This window comes from Enterobacter cloacae complex sp. HYC033_NIDB (assembly GCF_056673335.1).
Genome location: NZ_CP115123.1, coordinates 4,540,083 through 4,565,720, shown reverse-complemented (window position 1 = coordinate 4,565,720; position 25,638 = coordinate 4,540,083). Strand labels below are relative to the sequence as shown.

The window sequence follows — 25,638 nt, the reverse complement described above, 5'->3', positions numbered from 1 at the left end:
GCTTAACGACATCAGGCTTTCCCCGCTTTCGCCAGCTCCTTCACCAGCGGCAGCATCACCTTCACGACATCCCGGCTGCGGTGCTCAATCCGCTGCGGCAGCGCTTTATCAATGTGCTGCTGATTATCCAGCCGCACATCATGCCAGCTGGTCCCGTCCGGAAAGGCTTTCGATTTGCTGCGCTGCTGATAGCCATCTTTTTTGCCCAGCGCCCAGTTCGTCGCCTCGACGTACAGCACCGGAATGCCCGCTTTATCAAACACTTCACCGTCATTACAGCAGCCTGTGCCTTTAGGATACTGTGGGTTACCGCCCGGATTTGTCGCGGCATAGACGCCATGCGTGCGGGCAAGCGCCAGCGCGCGGTCGCGGGTGAGTTTACGTACGCTGCTCGGCGTGCTCTGTCCGCTATTAAAATAGAGCTTATCCCCCACGATCAGATTATCGAGGTTAATCACCAGCAACGTATTTTTCTTCTCCTCAGCGCTCATGCGCTTAAGGAGATTCTCAGCGCCGAGTTTTCCTTCTTCTTCGCCGCTGGTCGCAACAAAGCGAATGCTGTATTTCGTCGGAATATTCTTCAGGCGTTCGGCCAGCTCAAGCATCACGCCCAGACCCGCCGCATTGTCATCCAGTCCCTGAAGCGTCAGCCCGCCGAGGTTATTATCGACATCGGCGTCGCTCAACGGCGTGTAGGTATCAAGGTGCGCCATAATAATAATCTGCTCAGCCGCCTTTCCTTCGTGCGCCGCAATGACCGTGCTGCCGGTTACGTTATGCCAGTTTTGCGTTTTATTGCGTGTGGTATAGATGTAGCGGCTGTGGAAAGCGCGAATGTCGCTCTCATAGCCCATATCCGCAAATTGCTGACGGATATAGTCTGCTGAGAGCATCTCGGCTGGGGTTCCGGTCATACGGCCCGGAAAGACCGTCGCAATATGCCGCGCCTGCATACTGGCTATTTCACCGTAAGATTGATTTTTTGCCTGAGCCGGAAGGATAAAGCAAACGCCGAGCGCCAGGGCAACGAATCGGTGGCGCATTGCGGAAAACATAGTGAGTCCTTAAAAACAGAGCAAAATTTTAACCCGCATAGTATGAAACTGTGATCGGGTAGACACAATTTGAATTGCTCCTAAATGCCCGAAATTTCGCGTGTTAAGCACTTTTTGATATTTGCTTTTCCACGGCGTTATTCCATTGAGTAACTACTCATTCCAATTCGTAATTTCATTCGATCTAAGCCGCCCCCTATAGTCCCTTTATTCGTGGTTGTTAGTGAGTTGTTGCCTGTGGACTATCTCCCCCTTTTTGCTGCCTTAAAAGACCGACCGGTACTGGTTGTCGGGACGGGTGAAATTGCCGATCGCAAAATCGCCTTCCTGCAACGCGCCGGGGCGCAGGTGCAGATTGTTGCAGAGGCGGATTTTGAAGAGTCTCAGATCGACAGCGTGGTGCTGGTGATTGCGGCAACCGAAGATCGGGCGCTCAACCGCCGCATCTCCGACGCAGCCCAGGCCCGTCACCGTCTGGTGAACGTGGTAGACGACCAGCCGTTATGTTCATTTATCTTCCCGTCGATTGTCGACCGCTCGCCGTTGCTGGTGGCGATCTCCTCCGGCGGCACCGCCCCGGTGCTGGCGCGCGTGCTGCGGGAAAAAATCGAAGCGCTGCTGCCGACCAGCCTCGGACGCATGGCGGAGAAGGCCAGCTACTGGCGCAACCACCTGAAAACGCGTCTGACCAGCGTGACGGAACGCCGTCGCTTCTGGGAGCGTGTGTTTCGCGGCCGCTTTGCCAGCCTGATGCAGGCCGGTAACGAGACGGCGGCGCAACAAATTCTCGAAGACGAACTGGATAACCCCGGCAGTACGGGCGGGGAGATCATTCTGGTGGGCGCCGGGCCGGGCGATGCCGGGCTGCTCACGCTGCGTGGCCTCCAGGTTCTTCAGGATGCGGATGTCGTGTTCTATGACCACCTGGTCACCGACGGTATTCGCGAGCTGATCCGCCGTGACGCGGAGCAAATTTGCGTCGGCAAACGTGCCGGCGAGCACTCCGTGCCCCAGCACGACACCAACCAGATGCTGATTGCCGCTGCGAAAGCGGGCAAGACCGTGGTGCGCCTGAAAGGGGGCGACCCGTTTATCTTCGGTCGTGGTGGCGAGGAGTTGCAGGCGGCAGCCGAAGCGGGCGTTCCGTTTCAGGTGGTCCCAGGCATTACGGCGGCGTCTGCCGTTACGGCCTACGCCGGTATTCCGCTGACCCATCGCGATTACGCTCAGAGCGTGACCTTTGTGACCGGGCACTATAAAGCCGACAGCACGCCGTTTGACTGGTCGCATCTCGCCCAGAGCCGACAAACGCTGGCGATTTATATGGGCACGATGAAAGCGGCAGACATCAGCGAACAGCTTATTCAGCACGGTCGCGATGCGACGACGCCGGTAGCGGTGATCTCCCGCGGGACACGCGTCGATCAGCATGTCGCCATCGGCACCTTACAAGACCTTGCAACCCTGGCGAAAGACGCCCCAATGCCCGCCCTGATCGTGGTGGGAGAAGTGGTGCAGCTGCACAGCACGCTCGCCTGGTTCCAACACACAACCGACACAGAAGGCTTTGGCGCTTCTGTTATAAATTTGGCTTAAGGAACGGTTATGGACCAAAAACGACTTACTCACCTGCGGCAGCTCGAAGCGGAAAGTATCCACATTATCCGCGAAGTGGCCGCCGAGTTTTCTAACCCGGTGATGATGTACTCCATCGGTAAAGATTCCAGCGTCATGCTGCACCTGGCGCGTAAAGCGTTTTATCCGGGTACGCTGCCGTTCCCGCTGCTGCACGTGGATACCGGCTGGAAATTCCGCGAGATGTACGAGTTTCGTGACCGTACCGCCAAAGCCTACGGCTGCGAGCTGCTGGTGCACAAAAACCCGGAAGGGGTGGCGATGGGCATCAACCCGTTCGTGCACGGCAGCGCCAAGCATACCGACATCATGAAAACCGAAGGGCTGAAGCAGGCGCTGAATAAATACGGTTTTGATGCGGCCTTCGGCGGCGCGCGCCGTGACGAAGAGAAATCCCGCGCCAAAGAGCGTATCTACTCCTTCCGCGACCGCTTCCACCGCTGGGACCCGAAAAACCAGCGTCCGGAGCTGTGGCACAACTACAACGGCCAGATCAACAAGGGCGAAAGCATTCGCGTCTTCCCGCTCTCCAACTGGACCGAGCTGGATATCTGGCAGTACATCTATCTGGAAAATATTGAGATCGTTCCGCTGTATCTGGCGGCCGAACGCCCGGTGCTGGAGCGCGACGGCATGCTGATGATGATCGACGACGATCGCATTGATTTACAGCCGGGCGAAGTGATCAAAAAACAGATGGTCCGTTTCCGTACTCTCGGCTGCTGGCCGTTGACCGGCGCGGTGGAATCCAGTGCGCAGACGCTGCCCGAGATCATCGAGGAGATGCTGGTGTCGACCACCAGTGAGCGACAGGGCCGCGTGATTGACCGCGACCAGGCAGGCTCCATGGAGCTGAAGAAACGTCAGGGTTATTTCTAAGGAGCCGCCATGAATACGACTATTGCCCAACAAATTGCCGATGAAGGCGGCGTAGAAGCTTATCTGCACGCCCAACAGTACAAAAGCCTGCTGCGTTTCCTGACCTGCGGCAGCGTGGATGACGGGAAAAGTACCCTGATTGGTCGTCTGCTGCACGACACGCGCCAGATCTACGAAGATCAGCTCTCTTCCCTGCACAATGACAGTAAACGCCACGGCACCCAGGGCGAAAAACTCGACCTGGCGCTGCTGGTGGACGGCTTGCAGGCGGAGCGCGAGCAGGGCATTACCATTGATGTCGCCTATCGCTACTTCTCTACCGAAAAGCGCAAATTTATTATCGCCGACACCCCGGGGCACGAGCAGTACACCCGTAACATGGCGACCGGCGCGTCCACCTGTGACCTGGCGATCCTGCTGATCGACGCCCGTAAAGGTGTGCTGGATCAGACTCGTCGTCACAGCTTTATCTCTACGCTGCTTGGGATCAAACACCTGGTGGTGGCAGTGAACAAAATGGATCTGGTGGACTACAGCGAAGCGCGTTTCGACGAGATCCGCCAGAGCTACCTGACCTTTGCTGAACAGCTGCCGGGCAACCTCGATATTCGCTTTGTGCCGCTGTCGGCGCTGGAAGGGGATAACGTCGCCTCTCAGAGCGCGAACATACCGTGGTACAGCGGCCCGACGCTGCTGGAAGTGCTGGAAACCGTTGAAATTCAGCGCGTGGTCGATACCCAGCCGATGCGCTTCCCGGTGCAGTACGTGAACCGTCCGAACCTCGATTTCCGCGGCTTCTCCGGTACTCTCGCTTCAGGCTCCGTGAAGGTGGGTCAGCGCGTCAAGGTGCTGCCATCCGGCGTGGAATCGACCATCGCCCGTATCGTCACCTTTGATGGCGATCTGGACGAAGCCGGGGCAGGTGAAGCGGTAACCCTGGTACTGAAAGACGAAATTGATATCAGCCGCGGCGACCTGCTGGTCGACGCGCAGGAAACGCTGGCGGCGGTGCAGGGCGCATCCGTGGATGTAGTGTGGATGGCCGAACAGCCGCTGACCGCAGGCCAGAGCTATGACATTAAAATCGCCGGCAAGAAAACCCGCGCCCGCGTGGACGGCATTCAGTTCCAGGTGGACATCAACAACCTGACCCACCGTGACGTGAGCGAGCTGCCGCTGAACGGCATCGGTCTGGTGGATATGACCTTCGACGAGCCGCTGGTGCTGGATCCGTATCAGCAGAATCCGGTGACGGGCGGGCTGATCTTCATTGACCGCCTGACCAACGTCACCGTCGGTGCCGGCATGGTCCGCGAGCCTGACGCACAGGCGAGCGTGACGTCTGGGTTCAGCGCCTTCGAGCTGGAACTGAACGCGCTGGTGCGTAAGCACTTCCCGCACTGGGGCGCACGCGATCTGCTGGGAGGCAAGTAATGGCTGCCCATGATGAGAACGTCGTCTGGCATCCTCATCCGGTCACCGTCGCCCAGCGCGAACAGCTCCACGGTCACCGTGGGGTTGTGCTGTGGTTTACCGGGCTGTCTGGCTCCGGTAAATCCACGGTGGCAGGCGCGCTGGAAGAGGCGCTGCATCAGCAAGGGGTGAGCACCTACCTGCTGGACGGCGACAACGTGCGTCACGGCCTGTGCAGCGATTTAGGGTTCAGCGATGAAGACCGTAAAGAGAACATTCGTCGGGTAGGAGAGGTCGCCAGCCTGATGGCGGATGCCGGGCTGGTGGTGCTGACGGCGTTTATCTCACCGCACCGCGCCGAACGTCAGATGGTGCGCGAGCGTGTGGGGCAGAATCGCTTTATTGAAGTGTTTGTGGATACGCCGCTGGCAATCTGCGAAGCGCGCGATCCAAAAGGGCTGTACAAAAAAGCCCGCGCGGGAGAGCTGCGAAACTTCACCGGCATTGACTCGGTTTACGAAGCGCCTGAATCCCCTGAGATTCATCTGGAAGGCCAACAATTGGTAACAAATTTAGTAAGCCAATTATTAGACCTGCTCAGACGGGACGATATTATCAGATCCTGAGACGGTATCGTTCGGGAGCTGTCTTCCCGAGCGATGAGTCACGGTCACAGGATTAGCTATGCGCAACAGTGAAAACTACATGATTACCACCGGGTCGGAACCGTTAACGACCGACGACGAGACGACCTGGTCCTTCCCTGGGGCGATAGTCGGCTTCGCGTCGTGGTTACTGGCGCTGGGTATCCCGTTTTTGATCTATGGTGGTAACACCCTCTTTTTCTTCCTCTACACCTGGCCTTTCTTCCTGGCGCTGATGCCCGTTGCGGTGGTTGTGGGCGTGGCGCTGCACTCCCTTTTCAACGGCAAGCTCCTGTATAGTACGTTCATCACTATCGCCACCGTTGTGGTTATCTTTGGCCTGCTGTTTTTATGGCTGATGGGCTAACTTACGGCATAATTAAAACCCCGCAGTAGAGTCCAGCGGAAAGTTATGGGATGATGATGCCGTTTTTTCAGGGGGCAGGATGGGTAAACTAACGCTGCTGTTGCTGGCTTTGCTGGTCTGGCTGCAATATTCGCTGTGGTTCGGCAAAAACGGACTGCACGACTACAGCCGGGTGAGCGATGACGTCGCGGCACAGCAGGCTACAAACGCCAAACTTAAAGCGCGTAACGATCAACTTTTTGCTGAAATTGATGACCTCAATGGCGGCCAGGAGGCGATTGAGGAACGCGCACGCAATGAACTCAGTATGACTAAGCCGGGCGAAACGTTTTATCGCCTGGTTCCGGATGCGTCTAAACGCAATCAGGGCTCCGCACAAAACAATCGATAATCAGGCCCAGGATTACGACATGGCAGCAACTTTTTCGGACGTCTGTGCCGTGGTGCCGGCCGCAGGTTTTGGCCGGCGCATGCAGACAGAATGTCCTAAGCAGTACCTCTCAATTGGCGATAAAACGATCCTCGAGCACGCCGTGGCAGCGCTGCTGGCGCATGCCCGGGTGAAACGCGTGGTTATTGCCATCAGCCCCGGCGATGCGCGTTTTGCGCAACTCCCGCTGGCAAATCATCCTCAGATTACCGTTGTTGACGGCGGCGCCGAGCGGGCCGACTCTGTTCTGGCGGGCATTCAGGCTGCCGGGAACGCGCAGTGGGTGCTGGTGCACGATGCCGCGCGTCCCTGTCTGCATCACGACGATCTGTCACGTCTGCTGGCCCTGAGTGAAACCAGTAACGTGGGCGGCATTCTGGCCGCCCCGGTGCGTGACACCATGAAGCGTGCCGAACCGGGTAAACCGGCGATTGCCCACACCGTCGAGCGCGTGGATTTATGGCACGCGCTGACGCCACAATTTTTTCCCCGCCAATTACTCCACGACTGCTTAACGCGTGCGCTTAAAGAAGGTGCGACCATTACGGACGAAGCCTCGGCGCTGGAGTATTGCGGTTTCCACCCAACGCTTGTTGAAGGGCGCGCTGATAATATAAAAGTGACGCGCCCGGAAGACTTACAGCTCGCGGAATTTTATCTTACCCGTACGACCCCTCAGGAGAAGGCATAATGCGTATTGGACACGGTTTTGATGTACACGCCTTTGGCGGCGTTGGCCCAATTATCATTGGCGGCGTGCGCATTCCATACGAAAAAGGTTTGCTGGCGCATTCTGATGGCGACGTGGCGCTGCATGCGCTGACCGACGCGCTGCTGGGTGCCGCCGCGTTGGGCGACATTGGTAAACTGTTCCCGGACACCGATCCTGCTTTTAAAGGCGCAGACAGCCGCGAACTGCTGCGCGAAGCCTGGCGTCGTATTCAGGCCAAAGGCTACACCCTCGGCAACGTTGATGTGACGATCATTGCTCAGGCACCGAAGATGCTGCCGCACATCCCTCAGATGCGCGTGTTTATCGCTGAAGATCTGGGCTGCCATATGGACGACGTCAACGTCAAAGCGACCACCACGGAGAAGCTGGGCTTTACCGGTCGTGGCGAAGGCATTGCCTGTGAAGCCGTGGCGCTGCTGGTGAAGGCGGTCAAATGACGGATTTCGACAACCTGACGTATCTGCACGGTAAACCGCAGGGCAAGGGTCTGCTGAAAGCCAACCCTGAAGATTTCGTGGTAGTGGAAGATCTGGGTTTTGAGCCGGACGGCGAAGGCGAGCACATCCTGGTGCGCATTCTGAAAAACGGCTGCAACACCCGCTTCGTGGCGGACGCGCTGGCAAAATTCCTCAACATTCACGCCCGCGAGGTGAGCTTTGCCGGTCAAAAGGATAAGCATGCCGTGACCGAACAGTGGCTTTGCGCCCGCGTGCCCGGCAATGCCATGCCCGATTTAAGCAAATTTGAGCTTGAGGGCTGTAAGGTACTGGAGTATGCCCGCCACAAACGCAAATTGCGTCCGGGAGCGTTGAAAGGCAACGATTTCACGCTGGTGCTGCGTGAAGTGACCGACCGCGATGACGTTGAAAAACGCCTTAAGGCCATTACCGAACGCGGCGTGCCAAACTATTTTGGCGCACAGCGCTTTGGCATTGGTGGCAGCAACCTGCTGGGCGCGCTGCGCTGGGCGCAAAGCAGCGCGCCGGTGCGCGACAGGAATAAACGCAGTTTTTGGTTGTCGGCAGCCCGCAGTGCGTTGTTTAATCAGATTGTGAGCGAACGGCTGAAAAAACCGGACGCGAATCAAGTTGTTGTCGGCGATGCGCTACAATTAGCGGGACGCGGAAGCTGGTTTGTGGCAACGGCCGATGAGATGGCCGATGCCCAGTCGCGCGTGGACGCTAAAGCGCTGATGATTACCGCCGCCTTGCCGGGCTCAGGCGACTGGGGAACCCAGGGCGAGGCGCTGGCCGCTGAGCAGTCAGCGGTGGCGGATGCGCCAGAATTACAATCATTGCTGGTGCGGGAAAAAGTCGAGGCGGCGCGCCGTGCGATGCTCCTCTACCCGCAACAGCTGAGCTGGAACTGGTGGGATGACGTAACCGTCGAGTTACGCTTCTGGCTGCCGGCAGGTAGCTTTGCCACCAGTGTTGTCAGGGAACTTATCAACACGTCGGGTGATTATGCGAATATTGCTGAGTAACGATGACGGGATCCATGCGCCAGGTATTCAGACGCTGGCGAAACACCTCCGCGAATTTGCGGATGTGCAGGTCGTGGCTCCCGATCGTAACCGCAGTGGCGCGTCTAACTCATTGACGCTGGAGTCTTCACTTCGCACCTTTACCTTTGAGAATGGCGATATTGCCGTCCAGATGGGGACGCCGACCGACTGCGTGTTTCTGGGCGTAAATGCGCTGATGCGCCCGCGGCCGGATGTTGTGGTCTCCGGCATCAATGCCGGGCCGAATCTTGGCGATGATGTGATTTACTCCGGCACCGTGGCCGCGGCGATGGAGGGGCGTCACCTGGGGTTCCCGGCGCTGGCGGTCTCGTTAAACGGCCACACCCACTATGACACTGCCGCCGCGGTAACCTGCTCTATTCTCCGTGCGCTTGGCCGCGAGCCGCTGCGTACCGGACGTATCCTCAATATTAACGTGCCGGATCTCCCGCTGGACGAGATCAAAGGGATCCGCGTGACGCGCTGCGGCAGTCGCCATCCGGCCGATCAGGTTATTCCCCAGCAGGATCCGCGCGGCAATACCCTGTACTGGATCGGCCCGCCGGGAGATAAATGCGATGCCGGGCCAGACACCGACTTCGCTGCTGTGGATGAGGGTTACGTTTCCGTTACGCCGTTGCACGTAGATTTAACCGCTTATAGCGCGCATGATGTGGTGTCGGACTGGTTAGATCGGGTCGGAGTGAACGCGCAATGGTAAGTAAACGTGTACAAACTCTTCTGGAACAATTACGCGCACAGGGGATCGCCAACGAGCAGGTGCTGGATGCGCTTGCCCAGGTTCCTCGTGAGAAGTTTGTAGATGAGGCGTTTGAACACAAAGCGTGGGAAAACGTGGCGCTGCCCATCGGGCAAGGCCAGACGATTTCGCAGCCTTACATGGTGGCGCGTATGACGGAGCTTCTGGAGTTAACGCCAGACTCCCGGGTGCTGGAAATTGGCACCGGTTCAGGGTATCAGACCGCGATCCTGGCCCACCTTGTGCACCATGTCTGTTCCGTGGAACGGATTAAAGGCTTGCAGTGGCAGGCGCGCCGTCGCCTGAAACAGCTTGATTTACATAATGTATCGACACGCCACGGCGATGGATGGCAGGGTTGGCAGGCTCGCGCCCCGTTTGACGCCATCATTGTCACGGCAGCGCCACCTGAAATCCCCGCTGCACTTCTCTCGCAGCTGGACGAGGGCGGCATTCTGGTTTTGCCCGTCGGCGATGAGCAGCAGCTTTTAAAGCGCGTTCGTCGACGCGGCGGCGAGTTTATTATCGATACCGTGGAAGCCGTGCGCTTTGTGCCCCTGGTTAAGGGCGAGCTGGCCTGAGACTCGGATTTTTCCAGGGTTATTGAGGCAAATTCAGCGTATGGTGTGGCGCGATAGGTTCGTGCCATCACGATTATTTTTAAGTCACTGGTAGTTAACACATTCCTGGGGGATAAATGAGCGCGGGAAGCCCAAAATTCACCATCAGCCGTGTTGCGGCATTATCACTGGTTTCGCTCTGGCTGGCAGGCTGTACAAGTTCTGACAATGCACCTGCGCCCGTCAGTTCCGTCAATGGAACCAGCGGCTCGGGTAACACGTCCAGCGGAATGTTGATTACCCCTCCGCCTAAAATGGGCACGTCCACGGCGCAGCAAACTCCGCAGATCCAGCCGGTTCAGCGTCCAGTTACGCAGCCTTCGCAGATTCAGCCAGTGGATCAGCCTGTTCAGACCGAAAATGGCCGCATAGTGTATAACCGCAAGTATGGGAACATTCCGAAAGGTAGCTATACCGGCGGCAGCACCTATACCGTGAAGCGCGGCGATACGCTGTTCTATATTGCCTGGATCACCGGCAACGATTTCCGCGATCTGGCACAGCGAAACAACGTCCAGGCCCCGTACGCTCTGGAAGTTGGGCAAACGCTTCAGGTTGGCAACGCGACGGGGACACCGCTTACGCCAGGCAACACCGTTTCAGCGGCCGACGTAACTGCGCAAAATAACAGCGTCACCCCTGCACAAAAAACCACCACGGTGGTTGCTTCACAACCTGTAATTACGTATTCTGAGGATTCAGGTGATCAGAGTGCTAACAAAATGTTGCCGAATAATAAAGGTACTGCGACTGTTGTCACAGCACCGACTACGGCACCTGTGGTTAGCTCTACTGTACCGACTGCAAGCAGTCAGAATGCCAGCTCGTCAATCACCACCTGGCGCTGGCCAACTGACGGCAAGATTATCGAGAACTTCGCTACCTCTGAGGGGGGCAACAAAGGGATCGATATCGCAGGCAGTAAAGGACAGGCAATCATCGCGACCGCAGACGGGCGCGTTGTCTATGCCGGTAACGCACTGCGCGGTTACGGTAATCTTATTATCATCAAACATAATGATGATTACCTGAGTGCCTACGCCCATAACGACACTATGCTGGTCCGGGAACAACAAGAAGTTAAGGCGGGGCAAAAAATCGCTACCATGGGTAGCACCGGAACCAGTTCTACACGCTTGCATTTTGAAATTCGTTACAAGGGGAAATCCGTAAACCCGCTGCAATATTTACCGCAGCGATAAATTGACGGGGCATGCCAGCCAGGGTGTCTCGTCCAGGGATCACGGGTAGGAGCCACCTTATGAGTCAGAATACGCTGAAAGTTCATGATTTAAATGAAGACGCGGAATTTGATGAGAACGGAGCAGAGGCTTTTGACGAAAAAGCCTTAGTAGAAGAGGAACCCAGTGATAACGATTTGGCTGAAGAAGAGCTGTTATCGCAGGGTGCCACACAGCGTGTGCTGGACGCGACTCAGCTTTACCTTGGGGAGATTGGTTACTCCCCACTGCTAACGGCCGAAGAAGAAGTCTATTTCGCACGTCGTGCTTTGCGTGGTGATGTTGCCTCGCGTCGTCGCATGATCGAAAGTAACCTGCGACTGGTCGTGAAAATTGCCCGCCGTTACGGCAATCGTGGTCTGGCTCTGCTGGATCTGATTGAAGAGGGCAACTTAGGTCTCATCCGCGCAGTTGAGAAGTTTGACCCGGAACGCGGGTTCCGTTTCTCAACCTACGCGACCTGGTGGATTCGTCAGACCATCGAACGGGCTATTATGAACCAGACCCGTACGATCCGACTGCCGATCCACATCGTCAAAGAGTTGAATGTTTATCTGCGTACCGCGCGCGAGTTGTCCCATAAACTGGACCACGAGCCAAGTGCGGAAGAGATTGCAGAGCAACTCGACAAACCGGTTGATGACGTAAGCCGTATGCTGCGTCTCAACGAGCGCATTACCTCGGTTGACACCCCGCTGGGTGGCGACTCCGAAAAAGCGCTGCTGGACATCCTGGCCGATGAAAAAGACAACGGCCCGGAAGACACCACGCAGGACGATGACATGAAACAGAGCATCGTCAAATGGTTGTTCGAACTGAACGCCAAACAGCGTGAAGTGCTGGCACGTCGTTTCGGTTTACTGGGGTATGAAGCTGCGACACTGGAAGACGTCGGCCGTGAGATTGGCCTGACCCGTGAACGTGTTCGTCAGATTCAGGTTGAAGGACTACGCCGCCTGCGTGAAATCCTGCAAGGGCAAGGTCTGAATATCGAAGCGCTGTTCCGCGAGTAAGCAACCATTCGTCAGAAAAGGCCCGTCGTGAGACGGGCCTTTTTTATGCCTTACGGCTGCGCCGTTTCGTGCAGCAAACGCCAGGTGATGTTATCCCCTTCCTGATTAAGCACTGCGGTTGACCAGCGCACGTTGACGGGCTGGCCTGGCCGGGTTTGCGTCTCCCGGTAATGGAGCACTGCGCCGTTGTCCCATGTCTGAAGCGTTGTTAACGCATCAATGTCGATCCTGAGCCCCGGTCGGGTTCCCCGCTGCGCATATAAAAATTGGGCAAGCGCGTGATGATCTAAAGGGTTGCCACTCGGTGGAACCATCAGAAAATCCGGACGGAAACGGGCGAGCAGGGCGTCCCGATCGCCTTCGCCTGCACCTAACCAGTTTTCAAGGGCGACGTGAATGTCGAGGATCTCTTGTTCGAAATGGGTCATGGTTGCTCCTGTTGCAGTTGCGCAAGTAACTGCGTGTTGTTAAGACGGTAGACGTACAGTACGGGCAGTAGGGTGATGACTGCGGCAAAAACAAACATCCCGTGCCAGGCGGCCAGCGGCGCGACATAATCCTGCATGAAGCTCAGCGCCTGCGCCAGCAGCAGAGCGCCCGCAAAAAAGCTCAACTGACGATTCAGATTCCATAGCGCGCTGGCATCGGGCATATCTTCCGGTCGCATCGTCAAAAACGCGCTGCTCTGAGCCGTACTGCTGCAAAGGCTTCCCCCCGCGCCCATCAGCGCAAACGCAACGGCAGGTAGCAGCATTGCCGGGCCGACGTTAACTAAAAGCAGAATGCCTGTCGCCTGCAAAAGGCAACCGATGACCACCAGCGGCCGGGGGCCGATACGGTTGAAATAGAGTCCTGTCGCGGTGATAGCCAAAAACGAAGCCACAGACCACGGCAGCATAAGCATGCCCGTTGCGGCGGGTGTCATATTGGCCTCGCTCTGGAGGTAATACATGCCCGTTACGTTCACGCCGATAAAAATGCCGGGTACGCACACATAGATAAGCATGGATAAGCGCAACAGCGGATCCGTCAGCAAAGACAGGTTTACTGTCCTGGTGGTGTTTATCGGCGACGGTTCTGTTTTAAGCCACGCGCAGGCCAAAGCAAAGGTGACAATGGCGACGGGCAGGGTGGCAAAAAATATCCAGCGCCAGCTGAATGTCTGAACCAGCATACCGCCCACAGCCGGTGAGCACGCGGGGGCAAGCAGTGCGACCAGCATCACCGCCGAGGAGAGTCTGGCCCGCTCATGAGGCTTAAACTGTTGCCAGGTCAGCGCCTGACCAACCGGGATCAGTAAACCCCCTCCGGCGCCCTGTACGACTCGCCAGGCAATCAGACTTTCCAGCGAAGATGAGAGACCCGCCGCAACGGAGGCCGCGCTAAAGAGAAGCAGTGAGAGCAGGATAACGCGTTTCGGCCCGACGCGGCGCGTCAGGATACTGCTGAAAGGGATGACTAACGTCAGTCCGGCAATGTATCCGTTACTTACCCAGGTAAGCGCGGAAGGTGTGGTATTGAAAGCGCGAGCCATCGCCGGAAAGGCGACGCTGGCAATAAACATGTTTATCAAATCAAGGAAAAAGCCGAGCAGAAAGACGACGGCGATTTTGCTGCGATACGTCATGGAAGTTCCTCCGGTGAGGTGGCGTATCGTATCGGCCCGCGCGTTACGGATAAACGCGATAAAGCACGATATACTGTCAACATTATTTTGACAGTTAACCAGGCAAGCGATGCTTAATTTACAGCGTACGGCGATGTTTATCGCCGTAGCGGACACCGGCAGTTTCACCGCCGCAGCGGAGGCGATGGGGCTGACAAAAGCGGTGGTCAGCTTTCATATTCGTCAGCTTGAAGAGGAGCTGGGCGTCACCCTGTTGCTGCGAACCACCCGACGCCTGACGCTGACCGAGGCGGGGAAGCTCTTTCATCAACGAAGCGTGATGCTGTTACGGGATGCAGAGCGATTGCAGGATGATGTTCGCGCCAACCACGCCGGGCTGACGGGAGAACTGCGGATCACCACCACGCCCGAATATGGCTCGCAGGTGGTGGTGCCTTTGCTGGCTGAATTTAGCCAGCTGCACCCGGACCTCCGCGTGCGGCATGTCTCGTCCTCTTTGCATGCCGATCTTATCGCCGAGCGCTTCGATGTCGCTATCCGGCTCGGCACGCTTGCAGATTCGCGCTACCACGCCGCGTTGATGACCTCCTTCACCATCCTGCCCGTGGCAACGCCAGGCTGGCTGGCAAACCATCCGGTTAACTCGCTGGAGCAGCTGGCGGAAGCGGACTGGATCATTCATGAGCGTTTAACCTCGCCGCTGCGCTGGCAGGTGAGAGGTGTTGATGAGCAGCCGGTTTCCTTTGAGATCAAGAGAGCGCCGCGCCTGTATGCAGACAGCGCCCAGGCGCTGATGGCTTTTGCCCTCGCGGGATGTGGAGTGGCGCTGCTGCCGGAGTGGCTGGTGCGAAACGCACTGGATGCAGGGGAACTGGTCTCGCTGTTACCGGCGTACACGTTCGCTCAGCAGGGCATCTATGCCGTTTATCCTGATGCCCGGCATGTGCCCGCGAAAGTGCGAACATTTATTGATTTTATGCGCGTCAGGGTTACTTAATCCTGCATCATCTTTTTAATGAGCGCTGAAAATTGCTCTCGTTCCGCGCCGTTAAGGCGCCCTAAAAACGTCTCATCCACCTCATTTCCAATCGGTTTACTGCTCTCAAGCAGGGCCTCACCTTCGGCCGTCAGAAAGACAAACCGACGGCGCTTGTCCGCCGGATCGTGCTCGCGCCTGACCAGGCCGCGTGCTTCCATGCGGCTCAGCATTTCTGCCAGCGTCGCTTTGGTGCTCACAGCGACTTCAGTCAGGGCAACCTGCTCAATGCCAGGATTTTCAGCAATTGACCGCATCACCGCATACTGTGGCTTTGTCAGTTCGGGCAATGCGTGCTGCCACTGGGCGGTATGCTGTTGAAAAAGCTGACGTAGCAGGTGAAAAGCTTCTTGTCTTAACTCCATGGACACTCCGACGGAAAAATACTCCCTCTATGATAGCCGCTCTCGGGCTGAATTTTAACGCGAGAGTTTTTTAGCGATTAGTGTGATCGTGTACGAACGATCTTGTCAGCAGCAGGATCAAGGCGTAGTTTAATTAATATGTTCGTATACGAACAAACTAATTGAGGTGCTGAATGAGATTGATTGTGGGAATGACGGGCGCAACGGGTGCGCCATTAGGCGTGGCGTTGTTGCAGGCGCTGCGGGAAATGCCGGAGGTGGAAACGCATCTGGTGATGTCGAAGTGGGCAAAAACCACGATTGAGCTGGAAACGCCCTTCACTGCGCATGACGTTGCTGCCCTGGCGGATGTCGTCCATAGCCCGGCCGATCAGGCTGCCACCATCTCCTCCGGCTCGTTTCGCACCGACGGCATGATCGTCATCCCGTGCAGCATGAAAACGCTGGCGGGTATCCGCGCGGGCTACGCCGAAGGGCTGGTTGGGCGTGCGGCAGACGTGGTGCTGAAAGAGGGACGCAAGCTGGTGCTGGTTCCCCGTGAGACGCCGCTCAGCACCATCCATCTCGAGAACATGCTTGCCCTTTCCCGCATGGGCGTGGCGATGGTGCCGCCTATGCCTGCGTACTACAACCACCCGCAAACCGCCGATGACATTACCCATCATATCGTGACCCGCGTTCTCGACCAGTTCGGTCTGGAGCATAAAAAAGCCCGACGCTGGGAAGGTTTGCAGGCAGCGAAACATTTTTCACAGGAGAATAAAGATGGCATTTGATGATTTGAGAAGCTTCTTGCAGGCGCTCGATGAGCAAGGGCAGCTGCTGAAAATTGAGGAAGAGGTAAACGCTGAGCCGGATTTAGCGGCGGCCGCCAACGCTACCGGGCGCATTGGCGATGGCGCGCCTGCGCTGTGGTTCGATAATATTCGCGGTTTCACCGATGCCCGTGTGGTGATGAACACTATCGGCTCGTGGCAAAACCACGCTATTTCGATGGGGCTGCCGGCGAATACCTCGGTGAAAAAACAGATCGACGAGTTTATTCGTCGCTGGGACAAATTTCCCGTCGCGCCAGAGCGTCGTGCAAACCCGGCCTGGGCGCAGAACACGGTGGACGGGGAAGACATTAACCTGTTCGACATTCTGCCGCTGTTCCGCCTGAACGACGGTGACGGGGGCTTTTATCTCGATAAAGCATGCGTTGTCTCCCGCGATCCGCTCGACCCCGATCACTTCGGCAAGCAGAACGTCGGGATCTATCGTATGGAAGTGAAGGGCAAGCGTAAGCTCGGCCTGCAACCGGTGCCGATGCACGATATTGCGTTGCATCTGCATAAGGCAGAAGAGCGCGGCGAAGACCTGCCAATTGCCATTACGCTGGGTAACGATCCGATCATCACCCTGATGGGCGCCACGCCGCTGAAATACGATCAATCCGAGTATGAAATGGCCGGTGCGCTACGTGAAAGCCCGTATCCGATTGCGACGGCTCCGCTGACCGGTTTCGATGTGCCGTGGGGGTCGGAAGTGATCCTGGAAGGGGTGATTGAAGGCCGGAAACGTGAAATTGAAGGGCCCTTCGGTGAGTTTACCGGTCACTACTCCGGCGGGCGCAACATGACGGTTGTGCGTATCGACAAAGTTTCTTACCGCACTAAACCGATTTTCGAATCTCTCTACCTGGGCATGCCGTGGACCGAGATTGATTATCTGATGGGGCCCGCCACCTGCGTACCGCTCTATCAGCAGCTGAAGGCGGAATTCCCGGAAGTGCAGGCGGTAAACGCCATGTACACCCACGGTCTGCTGGCGATTATCTCCACTAAAAAGCGTTACGGCGGTTTTGCCCGTGCGGTCGGGCTCCGCGCCATGACTACGCCACACGGTCTGGGTTACGTGAAGATGGTGATTATGGTGGATGAAGATGTCGATCCGTTTAACCTGCCGCAGGTGATGTGGGCGCTGTCATCGAAGGTCAATCCGGCAGGCGATCTGGTGCAGCTACCGAATATGTCTGTGCTCGAGCTTGACCCCGGCTCCAGCCCGGCGGGGATCACTGACAAGCTGATCATTGATGCCACCACCCCTGTTGCCCCGGACAACCGTGGTCACTACAGCCAGCCGGTACAGGATCTCCCTGAAACCAAAGCCTGGGCCGAAAAACTGACCGCGATGCTGGCGGCACGTCAATAAGGAGGAAAAAATGATTTGTCCACGTTGTGCCGATGAACATATTGAAGTGATGGCAACATCACCGGTGAAAGGTGTCTGGACGGTATACCAGTGTCAGCACTGTCTGTATACCTGGCGCGATACCGAACCGCTGCGCCGTACCAGCCGCGAGCATTACCCGGAAGCGTTCCGCATGACGCAGAAGGATATTGATGAGGCGCCGCAGGTGCCGACGATCCCGCCGCTGCTGTAAAAAAAGCCCGGTGGCGGCTGCGCTTACCGGGCGATAATATCGTGCGGTCCTTTGCCCGGTGGCGCTACGCTTACCGGGCCTACGGGTTTTGTAGGCCGGGTAAGGCGAAGCCGCCACCCGGCAAAAAAGACCGCAGAGAACTAAACCAGACTCTTCAACCGATAAATCCACTCCAGCGCCTGTCGCGGCGTCAGGGAATCCGGGTCGAGATTTTCCAGCGCTTCCACGGCCGGAGAGGTCTCTTCCGGGACCGCCAGCAGTGACATCTGCGTACCATCTATCTGCGTCGCCGCCGCATTCGGTGACAAACTTTCCAGTTCACGCAGTTTCTGACGCGCGCGCTTGATCACCTCTTTTGGCACGCCCGCCAGCGCCGCGACGGCCAGGCCATAACTCTTGCTTGCCGCGCCGTCCTGCACCGTGTGCATAAAGGCGATGGTGTCGCCGTGCTCAAGCGCATCAAGGTGGACGTTAGCCACGCCTTCCATTTTCTCTGGCAGCTGTGTCAGTTCGAAATAGTGCGTTGCGAACAGCGTCAGCGCCTTGATTTTATTTGCCAGACTTTCCGCGCACGCCCAGGCCAGGGACAGGCCGTCATAGGTGGAGGTACCGCGTCCTACTTCGTCCATCAACACCAGACTGTTCTCTGTCGCGTTATGCAGAATGTTGGCGGTTTCGGTCATCTCGACCATAAAGGTAGAGCGACCGCTCGCCAGATCGTCCGCAGCACCCACACGGGTGAAGATACGGTCGATAGGGCCAATCTCAACCTTCTGCGCCGGAACGTAGCTGCCGATGTAGGCGAGCAGCGCGATAAGGGCTGTCTGGCGCATATAGGTACTTTTACCGCCCATGTTGGGACCGGTAATGATCAGCATTCTTCGCTGCGGTGACAGGTTCAACGGGTTGGCAATAAACGGCTCGTTCAGCACCTGCTCAACCACCGGGTGGCGGCCTTCGGTAATGCGAATGCCGGGTTTGTCAGTAAAGGTCGGACAGGTGTAGTTCAGCGTATCGGCGCGCTCGGCCAGGTTTACCAGGACATCCAGCTCGGCCAGCGCAGCGGCGCTCAGTTGCAGGTCAGCCAGGTGCGGCATCAGGATGTCAAACAGCTCGTCATACAGCTGTTTCTCCAGCGCCAGCGCTTTACCTTTCGACGTGAGCACTTTGTCTTCGTACTCTTTCAGCTCAGGAATAATGTAGCGCTCGGCATTTTTCAGCGTCTGGCGGCGAACGTAGTGAATCGGCGCCAGGTGACTCTGCCCACGGCTGATCTGGATATAGTAACCGTGTACCGCGTTGTAGCCGACTTTCAGGGTGTCGAGCCCCAGACGTTCACGCTCGCGGATTTCCAGCTTATCCAGATAATCCGTCGCGCCATCGGCCAGCGCACGCCATTCGTCCAGCTCTTCGTTATAACCTGGAGCAATAACCCCGCCATCCCGCACCAGAACAGGCGGCGCATCAATGATGGCGCGTTCCAGCAGTTCGCGAAGCTCGGTAAATTCGCCCATGGTTTCGCGCAGCTTCTGCACTGGCGCGCTGTCGATCTCTCCCAGCTGAGCACGCAGTTCCGGCAACTGCTGGAACGCGTGACGCATACGGGCAAGATCGCGTGGACGCGCGGTGCGCAGTGCCAGGCGCGCCAGGATACGCTCAAGATCACCCACCTGACGCAGCACCGGCTGCAAGTCGGTGTAACGATCCTGCAATGCGGCAATGGTTTGCTGGCGGCCGATCAGCGTGTCGGTATTGCGGATCGGCATATGCAGCCAGCGTTTGAGCATACGGCTGCCCATGGGGGTAACCGTGCTGTCGAGAACCGACGCCAGCGTATTTTCCATGCCGCCAGCGAGGTTCTGAGTGATCTCCAGGTTGCGGCGCGTGGCGGCATCCATGATGATGCTGTCCTGCTGACGCTCCATGGTAATGGAACGGATATGGGGCAGGGCGGTACGCTGCGTATCCTTAACGTACTGCAACAGGCAGCCTGCGGCACACAGCCCGCGCGGGGCGTTTTCTACGCCAAAGCCAATCAAATCTCGCGTGCCAAATTGCAGGTTCAGCTGCTGGCGCGCGGTATCAATTTCGAACTCCCACAGTGGACGACGACGCAGGCCGCGGCGACCTTCAATCAGCGCCGTCTCGGCGAAATCCTCTGCATAAAGCAGTTCTGCCGGATTGGTGCGCTGTAGTTCAGCCGCCATGGTTTCACGGTCAGCCGGTTCACTCAGGCGAAAACGACCGGAGCTGATATCCAGCGTGGCGTAGCCAAACCCTTTACCGTCCTGCCAGATCGCCGCCAGCAGGTTATCCTGGCGCTCCTGAAGCAGGGCCTCATCACTGATGGTTCCCGGCGTCACGATGCGTACGACTTTGCGCTCAACGGGGCCTTTCGACGTGGCCGGGTCGCCAATTTGTTCGCAGATAGCGACAGACTCACCCTGGTTCACCAGCTTCGCCAGATAGTTTTCAACCGCGTGATGCGGGATACCTGCCATCGGGATGGGCTCGCCTGCTGACGCGCCACGTTTCGTCAGGGAAATGTCGAGCAGCTGAGACGCACGTTTCGCATCGTCATAAAAAAGCTCGTAAAAATCGCCCATACGGTAAAACAGCAAAATTTCCGGATGCTGTGCCTTCAGCTTCAGGTACTGCTGCATCATTGGCGTATGCGCGTCGAAATTGTCGATTGTGCTCATGGAGTTATGATATCCATTTCTTTGAAAATATTACGCTTTGAGCGGCTCAATGGCCGATTGTTCCTTCTATTGTCGCATGAAAAAAAGGTGCGGCGCAGAAAAAAGTCACGACTTTACGAGGCATCTTCCACCATTAATTCAATGATGATTTTCCCGTGCTCGACGCCCACCCGAACCTGCGAGTTGGTGGTAAATCCCGCTTGCTCAAGCCAGTCGCCTTTCAGGCTCAGCGCTGCGTGTACGCTGTAGCGTTTTGGAATTTTCGTTTTACGGTCTTCATGACGTTTTCTGAAGTAACCCACTTTCAAGTGACGATAGGGTTTGGCGATCGCGATCTCTTGCATAAGCTCTCCGGTGAATGCGGTCAAAGGTGGTTATTTATGCCTGTATAAAATACCAGTAAAACGCAGCGGGGGGCGGGGTAATTCTGGAAGGGCGCTTCAGAAAATGGAATGCAATGACTGAAAATGTGCGGATAAAAGGGTATTATAAATGCACTTTATTGTTGAGGACGACGTTATGTCCGGTAAACGTATTTCACGAGAAAAAAAGACGATCGCCAGAATGATCGCCCTGTACGAAAACAGGTGTCCGCACGCCATAAAAGAAGAGGGGCACTATTCGGCGCTCAAGGCTTATGCCGATAAGCGGCTGGATAAATGCGTGTTTGGTGAGGAAAAACCTGCCTGCAAACAGTGCCCTGTGCACTGTTATCAGCCCGCCCGACGGGAAGAGATGAAGCAGGTGATGCGCTGGGCAGGGCCACGTATGTTATGGCGCCATCCGATTCTGACCATCCGTCATCTGATCGACGATCGCCGTCCGGTTCCGGAATTACCCGAAAAGTATCGGCCCAAAAAATAACCGGCTCCGCGCCGCAGTGGGCGACAAATTACGCGCAGGGCGACGTCGCCGGAATGACGGGTTAATTCAGGCTCTCTTTATCGATTCCCAGACGCTTCATGCGCGAGAGCAGGGTGGTACGCTTCAGACCCAGCCGTTGCGCCGCACCTTTCGGTCCGGCTACCACGCCGTTGGTCTCCTTCAGCACTCGCATAATGAGCTGATATTCATCTTCTCCCTCTTTCGCAAGCTCGGTTGCGGTCACGGTCGTTTCAGAAGGAGTAACCTCTGGCAGGGAGAGCTGGAGCACGTTCCCGCGGGTCAGCAGGACCGCGCGTTCAATGACGTTTTCCAGCTCGCGCACGTTCCCCGGCCACTCCATCGCCGAGAGTGTGCGTAGCGTTTCGGCAGGAATACTGTCGATATTTCGCCCCATCCGGCGGGCAATCTTCGCGGTAAAGGCTTTCACCAGCAGCGGAATATCTTCCGGGCGCTCGCGCAGCGGCGGCAGGCAGATCGGGAAGACGTTCAGGCGATAGTAAAGATCGCTGCGAAACTCGCGGTCGGCGACCATTTTTTTCAGATCGCGATTGGTGGCGGCAATCAGACGCACGTCGGTCTGGATCAGCTTGTTGCTGCCGAGGCGCTCGAACTCCTGCTCCTGCAAAACGCGCAGCAGCTTGGGCTGAAGCTCCAGCGGCATATCGCCCACTTCGTCGAGGAACAACGAGCTTTTATCCGCCAGTTCAAAACGGCCCAGCCGCTGGCTGCTGGCGCCGGTAAAGGCGCCGCGCTCGTGGCCGAACAGGTCGCTTTCCAGTAAGCCCGCAGGCATCGCCGCGCAGTTCATCTTCACCATCCGGCGGCTATTGCGGTTGCTCAGATTGTGGATCGCCCGGGCAATCAGCTCTTTCCCGGTACCGGTTTCACCGAGGATCAGCACCGTGCTGTCGCTCTGCGCCACCATTTCCACCTGCTTAAGGACGCTGTACATGGCATCGCTGCGCCCGATGATTTCGCCAAACTCGCTGTCCACGTTGTTGAGCTGCTCGGTCAGCGCCAGGTTTTCGTCCACCAGCCTCTCCTTCAGGCGGTGGATCTCCTGATAGGCGAGGGCGTTATCCAGCGCAATGGAGATACGCTCTGCGATCTGGCGCAGCAGCTTCAGGTTAGCGGTGGTAAATACGGCTTCATCGCACTGCGCCAGTTTAAGCACGCCGAGCATGGTGTTGCCGGACATCAGCGGCAGCAGGCACAGGGTCTGGATCTTGTTGCCCCAGGTGTTGAACAACATCCGCTCGTAGGGGGCTACCGGATCCTGTTCATTGAGATTGAGCAGCAGGATCTCTTTGCTTTTAAATACCCGCTCGGACAGCGTTCCCGCTTCGTCCACTTCGCTCTGCTCGTGCGCCGGGTTGGCTTCATCAAGGTAGTGGGTGGAGTAGATGTTGAGCTTGCCTTTCCGGTTGCCGCGTAGCGCAATGCTGATGGCATCGATTTTAAAATAGTGATGGATCTCTTTTGACACTTCGCTGACCAACTCATCCATGTCCAGGCGGGAGAGCACGGCGTTGGTGATGGCAACCAGAATGCGGAAGTTATCGCGCTCGCGGCTCAGCAGGTCGTAGTCCACATTATTGGTGACGCGGCTTTGGATCTGCTCCGCGACAACGGCCACAATCTGGGTAAAGGTGTGCAGGCGTTCGTACTCCGCCTCGCTCCAGGGCTGGTCGGTATCGCGGATAAACTCGCAGCCGCCAAAAATTTGCCCTTCCACCGCCAGCGGCAGCATGCTGTAGTGGCCGAATGGGTGGTAAAGATTGCTCTCTGCCAGCTTCGGCCAGGCCTGGCGAAACTGGTCAAAATTGCAGTGCAGCGCTTCCGGGCGGGAGAGGATACGCCGCACCGGGCCGTGGGCCAGAAACGTTTCATCTTCATATTCGAAGATTTTGCCGTTATCACGCGTTGAGAAATAGCTCGCGCGGTGGGTTGCGCTATGCCAGAGCACAATGGCGGCGCTGTCCGCCAGCGCTGATTGCCTGACCAGCCGCGTCAGGGCATCGCTCAGCGCGCCGAGATCGGGCTGTTGTAAAAGTGTGCGCGTGATGTCAAACAGGCCCTGCTGTCCAAGATCGCTCATCGGTGTATACGGCATTGTTGCTTTCCAATAGAAACTGGCAAAAAGAGAAATTCAGCGCTGACCGCTTTTGGCGCGGTCTAGCAAATTCGGGGTAACGGTTCAGCGTGCGGCAGATCCAGCGTGCGCTTCACGCCGTAAAGCCCGGTCAGGCGCACCCCTTTGCGCTCAACCACGTCGCCGATGATGGCCGCGTCTTTCCCTAAAGGATGCGTGCGCAGCTGTGCAAGTACGGCTTCCGCCGCCGCGCGTTCCACGCCGATCACCAGCTTGCCCTCATTGGCAAAGTTAAGCGGGTTTAGACCTAGTAGCTCGCACAGCCCGCGCACGGCGGGCTTAACGGGCAGGCCGCGCTCGGTCAGCTCAATCCCGCAGCCGCAGCTTGCCGCGAACTCGTGCACGACGGCATTCACGCCGCCCCGCGTGGCGTCGCGCAGGGCTTTTACGCCCGGCATGTCGCGCAGCGTCTGGATCAGCGGCGTGAGTACCGCGCAGTCACTGCGCAGCTCGCCATCCAGCCCCAGGCCTTCGCGCAGGTTCAGGATGGTTGCCCCGTGGCAGCCCAGCGTGCCGCTGACAATCAGCACGTCGCCTGCGCAAAGCTGCTGCGCGCCCCAGTGAATGTCGGCAGGGATCGCGCCCATCCCGGCTGTGTTGATGAAGAGCTTATCCGCCGCGCCGCGCTGCACCACCTTGGTATCCCCGGTGACGATGGCGATCCCCGCCTCGCGTGCGGTGTGCGCCATGCTGTTGACCACCGCCGTGAGCGTCTCCATCGGTAACCCTTCTTCGAGGATAAACCCGCAGGAGAGGTAGCGGGGGATCGCGCCGCTGACGGCGACGTCGTTTGCCGTGCCGCAGACGGCGAGCTTGCCGATATCGCCTCCCGGGAAGAACAGCGGGTCAATCACGTAGCTGTCGGTAGAGAACGCCAGCCTGTCACCGTGGGCGGTCAGGGCCGCGAGGTCAATACGCGCCTGATCTTCCTGCTCGGCGAGCCAGGGGTTATTAAAGGCTTCCATAAACAGCCGGTTAATCAGCTGCTGCATCGCCTGTCCACCGCTTCCGTGCGCCATTTCCACCGTGTTCATGCTTCACACTCCTGGTTGCGATAGTGATACCACGCGGCGCATGCCCCTTCGGAAGAGACCATCAGCGCGCCAAACGCGGTTTGCGGGTTACAGGCGTTGCCAAATAACGGGCAGTGATGAGGTTTGCATTTGCCGGTGAGTACGTCGCCACAGCGGGCGCGGGGATCGTCGCACACCTGCTGCGGCTGCGGGCGGAAATGCGCTTCGGCGTCGAAGGCGCGATACGCGGGCGTCAGGTGTACGCCGGATTCGGCAATCAGCCCCAGTCCGCGCCACTCGCTGTCGCCTTCGACGCTAAACACGTCGGCTATGGCCTGCTGTGCCCGTCTGTTACCTGCATCGGGCACCACGCGACGATACTGATTTTCCACCGCACTCAGGGCCGCTATTTTCTGCTCAACCAGCATGGTCACGCCTTGCAGTAGATCAAGTGGCTCGAAACCAGCCACCACTAACGGACGATTGTACTGTTCAGCGATAAAACCGTAGGCTTCTGTGCCGATCACCATGCTGACGTGGCCCGGCGCCAGAAACGCGTCGATACCGTTATCCGGCGCTTCAAGCAGGCTGCGCAGCGTGGGAATAAGCGTGATGTGCTGGCAGAAAAAGTAAAAGTTTGTGACGTTGCAGGCTTTAGCCTGCTGGAGGGTAATGGCGGTGGCGGGCATGGTGGTTTCAAAACCCAGCCCGAAAAAGACGACCTTACGCTCAGGATTAGCCATCGCCAGCGTCAGGGCATCCATCGGTGAGTAGACGATCCGCACGTCTGCGCCGCGCGCCTTCGCCTGGAGCAGCGAGCCATTTTTTCCCGGTACACGCATGGCGTCGCCAAAGGTGCAAAAAATCACACCGGGGCGGCTGGCGATGTCGATACAGCTGTCGATGCGCCCCATCGGCAGCACGCACACCGGGCAGCCGGGGCCGTGGATAAACTCGATGTTCTCCGGCAGCAGCTGGTCGAGGCCAAATTTAAAGATGGCGTGGGTGTGTCCGCCGCACACCTCCATGATCCGCAGCGGTTTTTCTTTCGTGTAGTCCAGCAGCGAGGCGCGGGTCTTCAGGCGATCGATAAGCTGCAACACCTGCTCAGGCGCGCGATATTCATCAACGTAACGCAT

At 57.5% G+C, this 25,638-nt stretch carries 28 protein-coding genes; 18 read left to right on the top strand and 10 right to left on the bottom strand.

The window, feature by feature from the left end; all coding sequences use genetic code 11:
* Positions 1–11: 11 nt before the first annotated feature.
* Positions 12–1,055 (bottom strand): aminopeptidase, encoded by a 1,044-nt coding sequence (locus O1721_RS21850; RefSeq protein ID WP_015571715.1) that lies wholly within the window; start codon positions 1,053–1,055, stop codon positions 12–14.
* 237 nt (positions 1,056–1,292) lie between these two features.
* Here O1721_RS21850 and cysG point away from each other — a divergent pair, with 237 nt between their 5' ends.
* The 11 genes from cysG (at position 1,293) to O1721_RS21795 (ending at position 10,001) form a co-directional block, all read left to right on the top strand.
* Complete coding sequence (gene cysG, locus O1721_RS21845) at positions 1,293–2,651, top strand: siroheme synthase CysG (protein ID WP_023304331.1); 1,359 nt, start codon at positions 1,293–1,295, stop codon at positions 2,649–2,651.
* A 9-nt stretch (positions 2,652–2,660) separates the two neighbouring features.
* Positions 2,661–3,569: a sulfate adenylyltransferase subunit CysD gene (gene cysD, locus O1721_RS21840; protein WP_006811770.1), complete on the top strand. Its 909-nt coding sequence runs from the start codon at positions 2,661–2,663 to the stop codon at positions 3,567–3,569.
* Between the two features lie 9 nt (positions 3,570–3,578).
* Positions 3,579–5,003: a sulfate adenylyltransferase subunit CysN gene (gene cysN, locus O1721_RS21835; protein WP_032649318.1), complete on the top strand. Its 1,425-nt coding sequence runs from the start codon at positions 3,579–3,581 to the stop codon at positions 5,001–5,003.
* Complete coding sequence (gene cysC, locus O1721_RS21830; protein ID WP_015571713.1) at positions 5,003–5,608, top strand: adenylyl-sulfate kinase; 606 nt, start codon at positions 5,003–5,005, stop codon at positions 5,606–5,608. The genes cysN and cysC overlap by 1 nt, the downstream gene beginning before the upstream one ends.
* A 58-nt stretch (positions 5,609–5,666) precedes the next feature.
* Complete coding sequence (locus O1721_RS21825) at positions 5,667–5,993, top strand: DUF3561 family protein (RefSeq protein ID WP_032649313.1); 327 nt, start codon at positions 5,667–5,669, stop codon at positions 5,991–5,993.
* 79 nt (positions 5,994–6,072) lie between these two features.
* The gene (ftsB, locus tag O1721_RS21820; protein WP_003862095.1) at positions 6,073–6,384 is read left to right on the top strand and encodes a cell division protein FtsB; all 312 of its coding nucleotides are present in this window, start codon (positions 6,073–6,075) and stop codon (positions 6,382–6,384) included.
* Positions 6,385–6,403: 19 nt separating this feature from the next.
* Positions 6,404–7,114 carry a 2-C-methyl-D-erythritol 4-phosphate cytidylyltransferase gene (gene ispD, locus O1721_RS21815; protein WP_032649312.1) on the top strand — a complete coding sequence of 237 codons (711 nt, stop codon included), beginning with the start codon at positions 6,404–6,406 and terminating at the stop codon, positions 7,112–7,114.
* Positions 7,114–7,593, top strand: a complete 480-nt coding sequence (gene ispF / locus O1721_RS21810) for a 2-C-methyl-D-erythritol 2,4-cyclodiphosphate synthase (RefSeq protein WP_015571711.1) — start codon at positions 7,114–7,116, stop codon at positions 7,591–7,593. The genes ispD and ispF overlap by 1 nt, the downstream gene beginning before the upstream one ends.
* Positions 7,590–8,639: a tRNA pseudouridine(13) synthase TruD gene (gene truD / locus O1721_RS21805; RefSeq protein WP_017382817.1), complete on the top strand. Its 1,050-nt coding sequence runs from the start codon at positions 7,590–7,592 to the stop codon at positions 8,637–8,639. The genes ispF and truD overlap by 4 nt, the downstream gene beginning before the upstream one ends.
* Positions 8,620–9,381 carry a 5'/3'-nucleotidase SurE gene (surE, locus tag O1721_RS21800; RefSeq protein WP_017382816.1) on the top strand — a complete coding sequence of 254 codons (762 nt, stop codon included), beginning with the start codon at positions 8,620–8,622 and terminating at the stop codon, positions 9,379–9,381. Before truD ends, surE begins: the two co-directional genes overlap by 20 nt.
* A complete protein-coding gene (locus tag O1721_RS21795) occupies positions 9,375–10,001 on the top strand; it encodes a protein-L-isoaspartate(D-aspartate) O-methyltransferase (RefSeq protein ID WP_015571709.1) in 627 nt (208 codons plus the stop codon). Before surE ends, O1721_RS21795 begins: the two co-directional genes overlap by 7 nt.
* A 94-nt stretch (positions 10,002–10,095) precedes the next feature.
* Here O1721_RS21795 and O1721_RS21790 read toward each other — a convergent pair whose 3' ends face one another.
* A complete protein-coding gene (locus O1721_RS21790) occupies positions 10,096–10,236 on the bottom strand; it encodes a peptidase (protein ID WP_223230135.1) in 141 nt (46 codons plus the stop codon).
* On the opposite strand from O1721_RS21790, the gene nlpD reads away from it, so the two are divergent.
* Together nlpD and rpoS are read left to right on the top strand one after the other, a co-directional pair.
* A complete protein-coding gene (gene nlpD, locus O1721_RS21785; RefSeq protein WP_223259309.1) occupies positions 10,169–11,242 on the top strand; it encodes a murein hydrolase activator NlpD in 1,074 nt (357 codons plus the stop codon). The genes O1721_RS21790 and nlpD overlap by 68 nt on opposite strands.
* Before the next feature lie 59 nt (positions 11,243–11,301).
* Complete coding sequence (gene rpoS / locus O1721_RS21780) at positions 11,302–12,294, top strand: RNA polymerase sigma factor RpoS (protein ID WP_013098493.1); 993 nt, start codon at positions 11,302–11,304, stop codon at positions 12,292–12,294.
* A gap of 50 nt (positions 12,295–12,344) precedes the next feature.
* Here rpoS and O1721_RS21775 read toward each other — a convergent pair whose 3' ends face one another.
* Together O1721_RS21775 and O1721_RS21770 are read right to left on the bottom strand one after the other, a co-directional pair.
* Positions 12,345–12,722 (bottom strand): DUF4440 domain-containing protein, encoded by a 378-nt coding sequence (locus O1721_RS21775; RefSeq protein WP_015571707.1) that lies wholly within the window; start codon positions 12,720–12,722, stop codon positions 12,345–12,347.
* Entirely contained in the window at positions 12,719–13,921 is a 1,203-nt protein-coding gene (locus O1721_RS21770) for an MFS transporter (protein WP_032649309.1), read from the bottom strand. The genes O1721_RS21775 and O1721_RS21770 overlap by 4 nt, the downstream gene beginning before the upstream one ends.
* Before the next feature lie 109 nt (positions 13,922–14,030).
* Between O1721_RS21770 and O1721_RS21765 the strand changes: the two genes are divergently transcribed.
* Positions 14,031–14,918 carry a LysR family transcriptional regulator gene (locus O1721_RS21765; RefSeq protein ID WP_022649179.1) on the top strand — a complete coding sequence of 296 codons (888 nt, stop codon included), beginning with the start codon at positions 14,031–14,033 and terminating at the stop codon, positions 14,916–14,918.
* On the opposite strand, the gene O1721_RS21760 is transcribed toward O1721_RS21765, so the two are convergent.
* On the bottom strand, positions 14,915–15,322 hold the full coding sequence (locus tag O1721_RS21760) for a MarR family winged helix-turn-helix transcriptional regulator (protein ID WP_023304324.1): 408 nt from the start codon (positions 15,320–15,322) through the stop codon (positions 14,915–14,917). The genes O1721_RS21765 and O1721_RS21760 overlap by 4 nt on opposite strands.
* Positions 15,323–15,495: 173 nt before the next feature.
* Here O1721_RS21760 and O1721_RS21755 point away from each other — a divergent pair, with 173 nt between their 5' ends.
* The 3 genes from O1721_RS21755 to O1721_RS21745 are packed head-to-tail and all read left to right on the top strand — an operon-like array spanning position 15,496 to position 17,747.
* Positions 15,496–16,098 (top strand): non-oxidative hydroxyarylic acid decarboxylases subunit B, encoded by a 603-nt coding sequence (locus O1721_RS21755; protein ID WP_017692764.1) that lies wholly within the window; start codon positions 15,496–15,498, stop codon positions 16,096–16,098.
* Entirely contained in the window at positions 16,088–17,515 is a 1,428-nt protein-coding gene (locus tag O1721_RS21750; protein WP_032649307.1) for a non-oxidative hydroxyarylic acid decarboxylases subunit C, read from the top strand. The genes O1721_RS21755 and O1721_RS21750 overlap by 11 nt, the downstream gene beginning before the upstream one ends.
* 10 nt (positions 17,516–17,525) lie before the next feature.
* Complete coding sequence (locus tag O1721_RS21745) at positions 17,526–17,747, top strand: non-oxidative hydroxyarylic acid decarboxylases subunit D (protein ID WP_003862116.1); 222 nt, start codon at positions 17,526–17,528, stop codon at positions 17,745–17,747.
* 140 nt (positions 17,748–17,887) lie between these two features.
* Here O1721_RS21745 and mutS read toward each other — a convergent pair whose 3' ends face one another.
* Both mutS and O1721_RS21735 read right to left on the bottom strand, forming a co-directional pair.
* Entirely contained in the window at positions 17,888–20,449 is a 2,562-nt protein-coding gene (mutS, locus tag O1721_RS21740; protein WP_017692766.1) for a DNA mismatch repair protein MutS, read from the bottom strand.
* Positions 20,450–20,562: 113 nt separating this feature from the next.
* A complete protein-coding gene (locus tag O1721_RS21735) occupies positions 20,563–20,793 on the bottom strand; it encodes a SymE family type I addiction module toxin (protein WP_017692767.1) in 231 nt (76 codons plus the stop codon).
* A 175-nt stretch (positions 20,794–20,968) separates the two neighbouring features.
* On the opposite strand from O1721_RS21735, the gene O1721_RS21730 reads away from it, so the two are divergent.
* Positions 20,969–21,313 (top strand): nitrous oxide-stimulated promoter family protein, encoded by a 345-nt coding sequence (locus O1721_RS21730; RefSeq protein ID WP_022649174.1) that lies wholly within the window; start codon positions 20,969–20,971, stop codon positions 21,311–21,313.
* A 61-nt stretch (positions 21,314–21,374) separates the two neighbouring features.
* Here O1721_RS21730 and flhA read toward each other — a convergent pair whose 3' ends face one another.
* The 3 genes from flhA to hypD all read right to left on the bottom strand — a co-directional run bounded on the left by flhA (position 21,375) and on the right by hypD (position 25,638).
* Positions 21,375–23,447, bottom strand: a complete 2,073-nt coding sequence (flhA, locus tag O1721_RS21725; RefSeq protein ID WP_017382808.1) for a formate hydrogenlyase transcriptional activator FlhA — start codon at positions 23,445–23,447, stop codon at positions 21,375–21,377.
* A 62-nt stretch (positions 23,448–23,509) separates the two neighbouring features.
* Entirely contained in the window at positions 23,510–24,520 is a 1,011-nt protein-coding gene (gene hypE / locus O1721_RS21720; protein ID WP_017692768.1) for a hydrogenase expression/formation protein HypE, read from the bottom strand.
* Entirely contained in the window at positions 24,517–25,638 is a 1,122-nt protein-coding gene (gene hypD / locus O1721_RS21715; protein WP_032649304.1) for a hydrogenase formation protein HypD, read from the bottom strand. Before hypD ends, hypE begins: the two co-directional genes overlap by 4 nt.

What these genes read in the sequence shown, in the direction of transcription:
- cysN (WP_032649318.1), top strand. Translation starts at nt 3,579, where the DNA reads ATGAATACGACTATTGCCCAACAAATTGCCGATGAAGGCGGCGTAGAA.
- O1721_RS21825 (WP_032649313.1), top strand. Translation starts at nt 5,667, where the DNA reads ATGCGCAACAGTGAAAACTACATGATTACCACCGGGTCGGAACCGTTA.
- O1721_RS21735 (WP_017692767.1), bottom strand. Translation starts at nt 20,793, where the DNA reads ATGCAAGAGATCGCGATCGCCAAACCCTATCGTCACTTGAAAGTGGGT.
- O1721_RS21760 (WP_023304324.1), bottom strand. Translation starts at nt 15,322, where the DNA reads ATGGAGTTAAGACAAGAAGCTTTTCACCTGCTACGTCAGCTTTTTCAA.
- O1721_RS21755 (WP_017692764.1), top strand. Translation starts at nt 15,496, where the DNA reads ATGAGATTGATTGTGGGAATGACGGGCGCAACGGGTGCGCCATTAGGC.
- O1721_RS21850 (WP_015571715.1), bottom strand. Translation starts at nt 1,055, where the DNA reads ATGTTTTCCGCAATGCGCCACCGATTCGTTGCCCTGGCGCTCGGCGTT.
- cysD (WP_006811770.1), top strand. Translation starts at nt 2,661, where the DNA reads ATGGACCAAAAACGACTTACTCACCTGCGGCAGCTCGAAGCGGAAAGT.
- O1721_RS21795 (WP_015571709.1), top strand. Translation starts at nt 9,375, where the DNA reads ATGGTAAGTAAACGTGTACAAACTCTTCTGGAACAATTACGCGCACAG.
- O1721_RS21770 (WP_032649309.1), bottom strand. Translation starts at nt 13,921, where the DNA reads ATGACGTATCGCAGCAAAATCGCCGTCGTCTTTCTGCTCGGCTTTTTC.
- O1721_RS21730 (WP_022649174.1), top strand. Translation starts at nt 20,969, where the DNA reads ATGTCCGGTAAACGTATTTCACGAGAAAAAAAGACGATCGCCAGAATG.
- flhA (WP_017382808.1), bottom strand. Translation starts at nt 23,447, where the DNA reads ATGCCGTATACACCGATGAGCGATCTTGGACAGCAGGGCCTGTTTGAC.
- mutS (WP_017692766.1), bottom strand. Translation starts at nt 20,449, where the DNA reads ATGAGCACAATCGACAATTTCGACGCGCATACGCCAATGATGCAGCAG.
- O1721_RS21775 (WP_015571707.1), bottom strand. Translation starts at nt 12,722, where the DNA reads ATGACCCATTTCGAACAAGAGATCCTCGACATTCACGTCGCCCTTGAA.
- ispF (WP_015571711.1), top strand. Translation starts at nt 7,114, where the DNA reads ATGCGTATTGGACACGGTTTTGATGTACACGCCTTTGGCGGCGTTGGC.
- O1721_RS21750 (WP_032649307.1), top strand. Translation starts at nt 16,088, where the DNA reads ATGGCATTTGATGATTTGAGAAGCTTCTTGCAGGCGCTCGATGAGCAA.
- O1721_RS21745 (WP_003862116.1), top strand. Translation starts at nt 17,526, where the DNA reads ATGATTTGTCCACGTTGTGCCGATGAACATATTGAAGTGATGGCAACA.
- hypD (WP_032649304.1), bottom strand. Translation starts at nt 25,638, where the DNA reads ATGCGTTACGTTGATGAATATCGCGCGCCTGAGCAGGTGTTGCAGCTT.
- O1721_RS21765 (WP_022649179.1), top strand. Translation starts at nt 14,031, where the DNA reads ATGCTTAATTTACAGCGTACGGCGATGTTTATCGCCGTAGCGGACACC.
- ispD (WP_032649312.1), top strand. Translation starts at nt 6,404, where the DNA reads ATGGCAGCAACTTTTTCGGACGTCTGTGCCGTGGTGCCGGCCGCAGGT.
- cysC (WP_015571713.1), top strand. Translation starts at nt 5,003, where the DNA reads ATGGCTGCCCATGATGAGAACGTCGTCTGGCATCCTCATCCGGTCACC.
- ftsB (WP_003862095.1), top strand. Translation starts at nt 6,073, where the DNA reads ATGGGTAAACTAACGCTGCTGTTGCTGGCTTTGCTGGTCTGGCTGCAA.
- truD (WP_017382817.1), top strand. Translation starts at nt 7,590, where the DNA reads ATGACGGATTTCGACAACCTGACGTATCTGCACGGTAAACCGCAGGGC.
- rpoS (WP_013098493.1), top strand. Translation starts at nt 11,302, where the DNA reads ATGAGTCAGAATACGCTGAAAGTTCATGATTTAAATGAAGACGCGGAA.
- hypE (WP_017692768.1), bottom strand. Translation starts at nt 24,520, where the DNA reads ATGAACACGGTGGAAATGGCGCACGGAAGCGGTGGACAGGCGATGCAG.
- surE (WP_017382816.1), top strand. Translation starts at nt 8,620, where the DNA reads ATGCGAATATTGCTGAGTAACGATGACGGGATCCATGCGCCAGGTATT.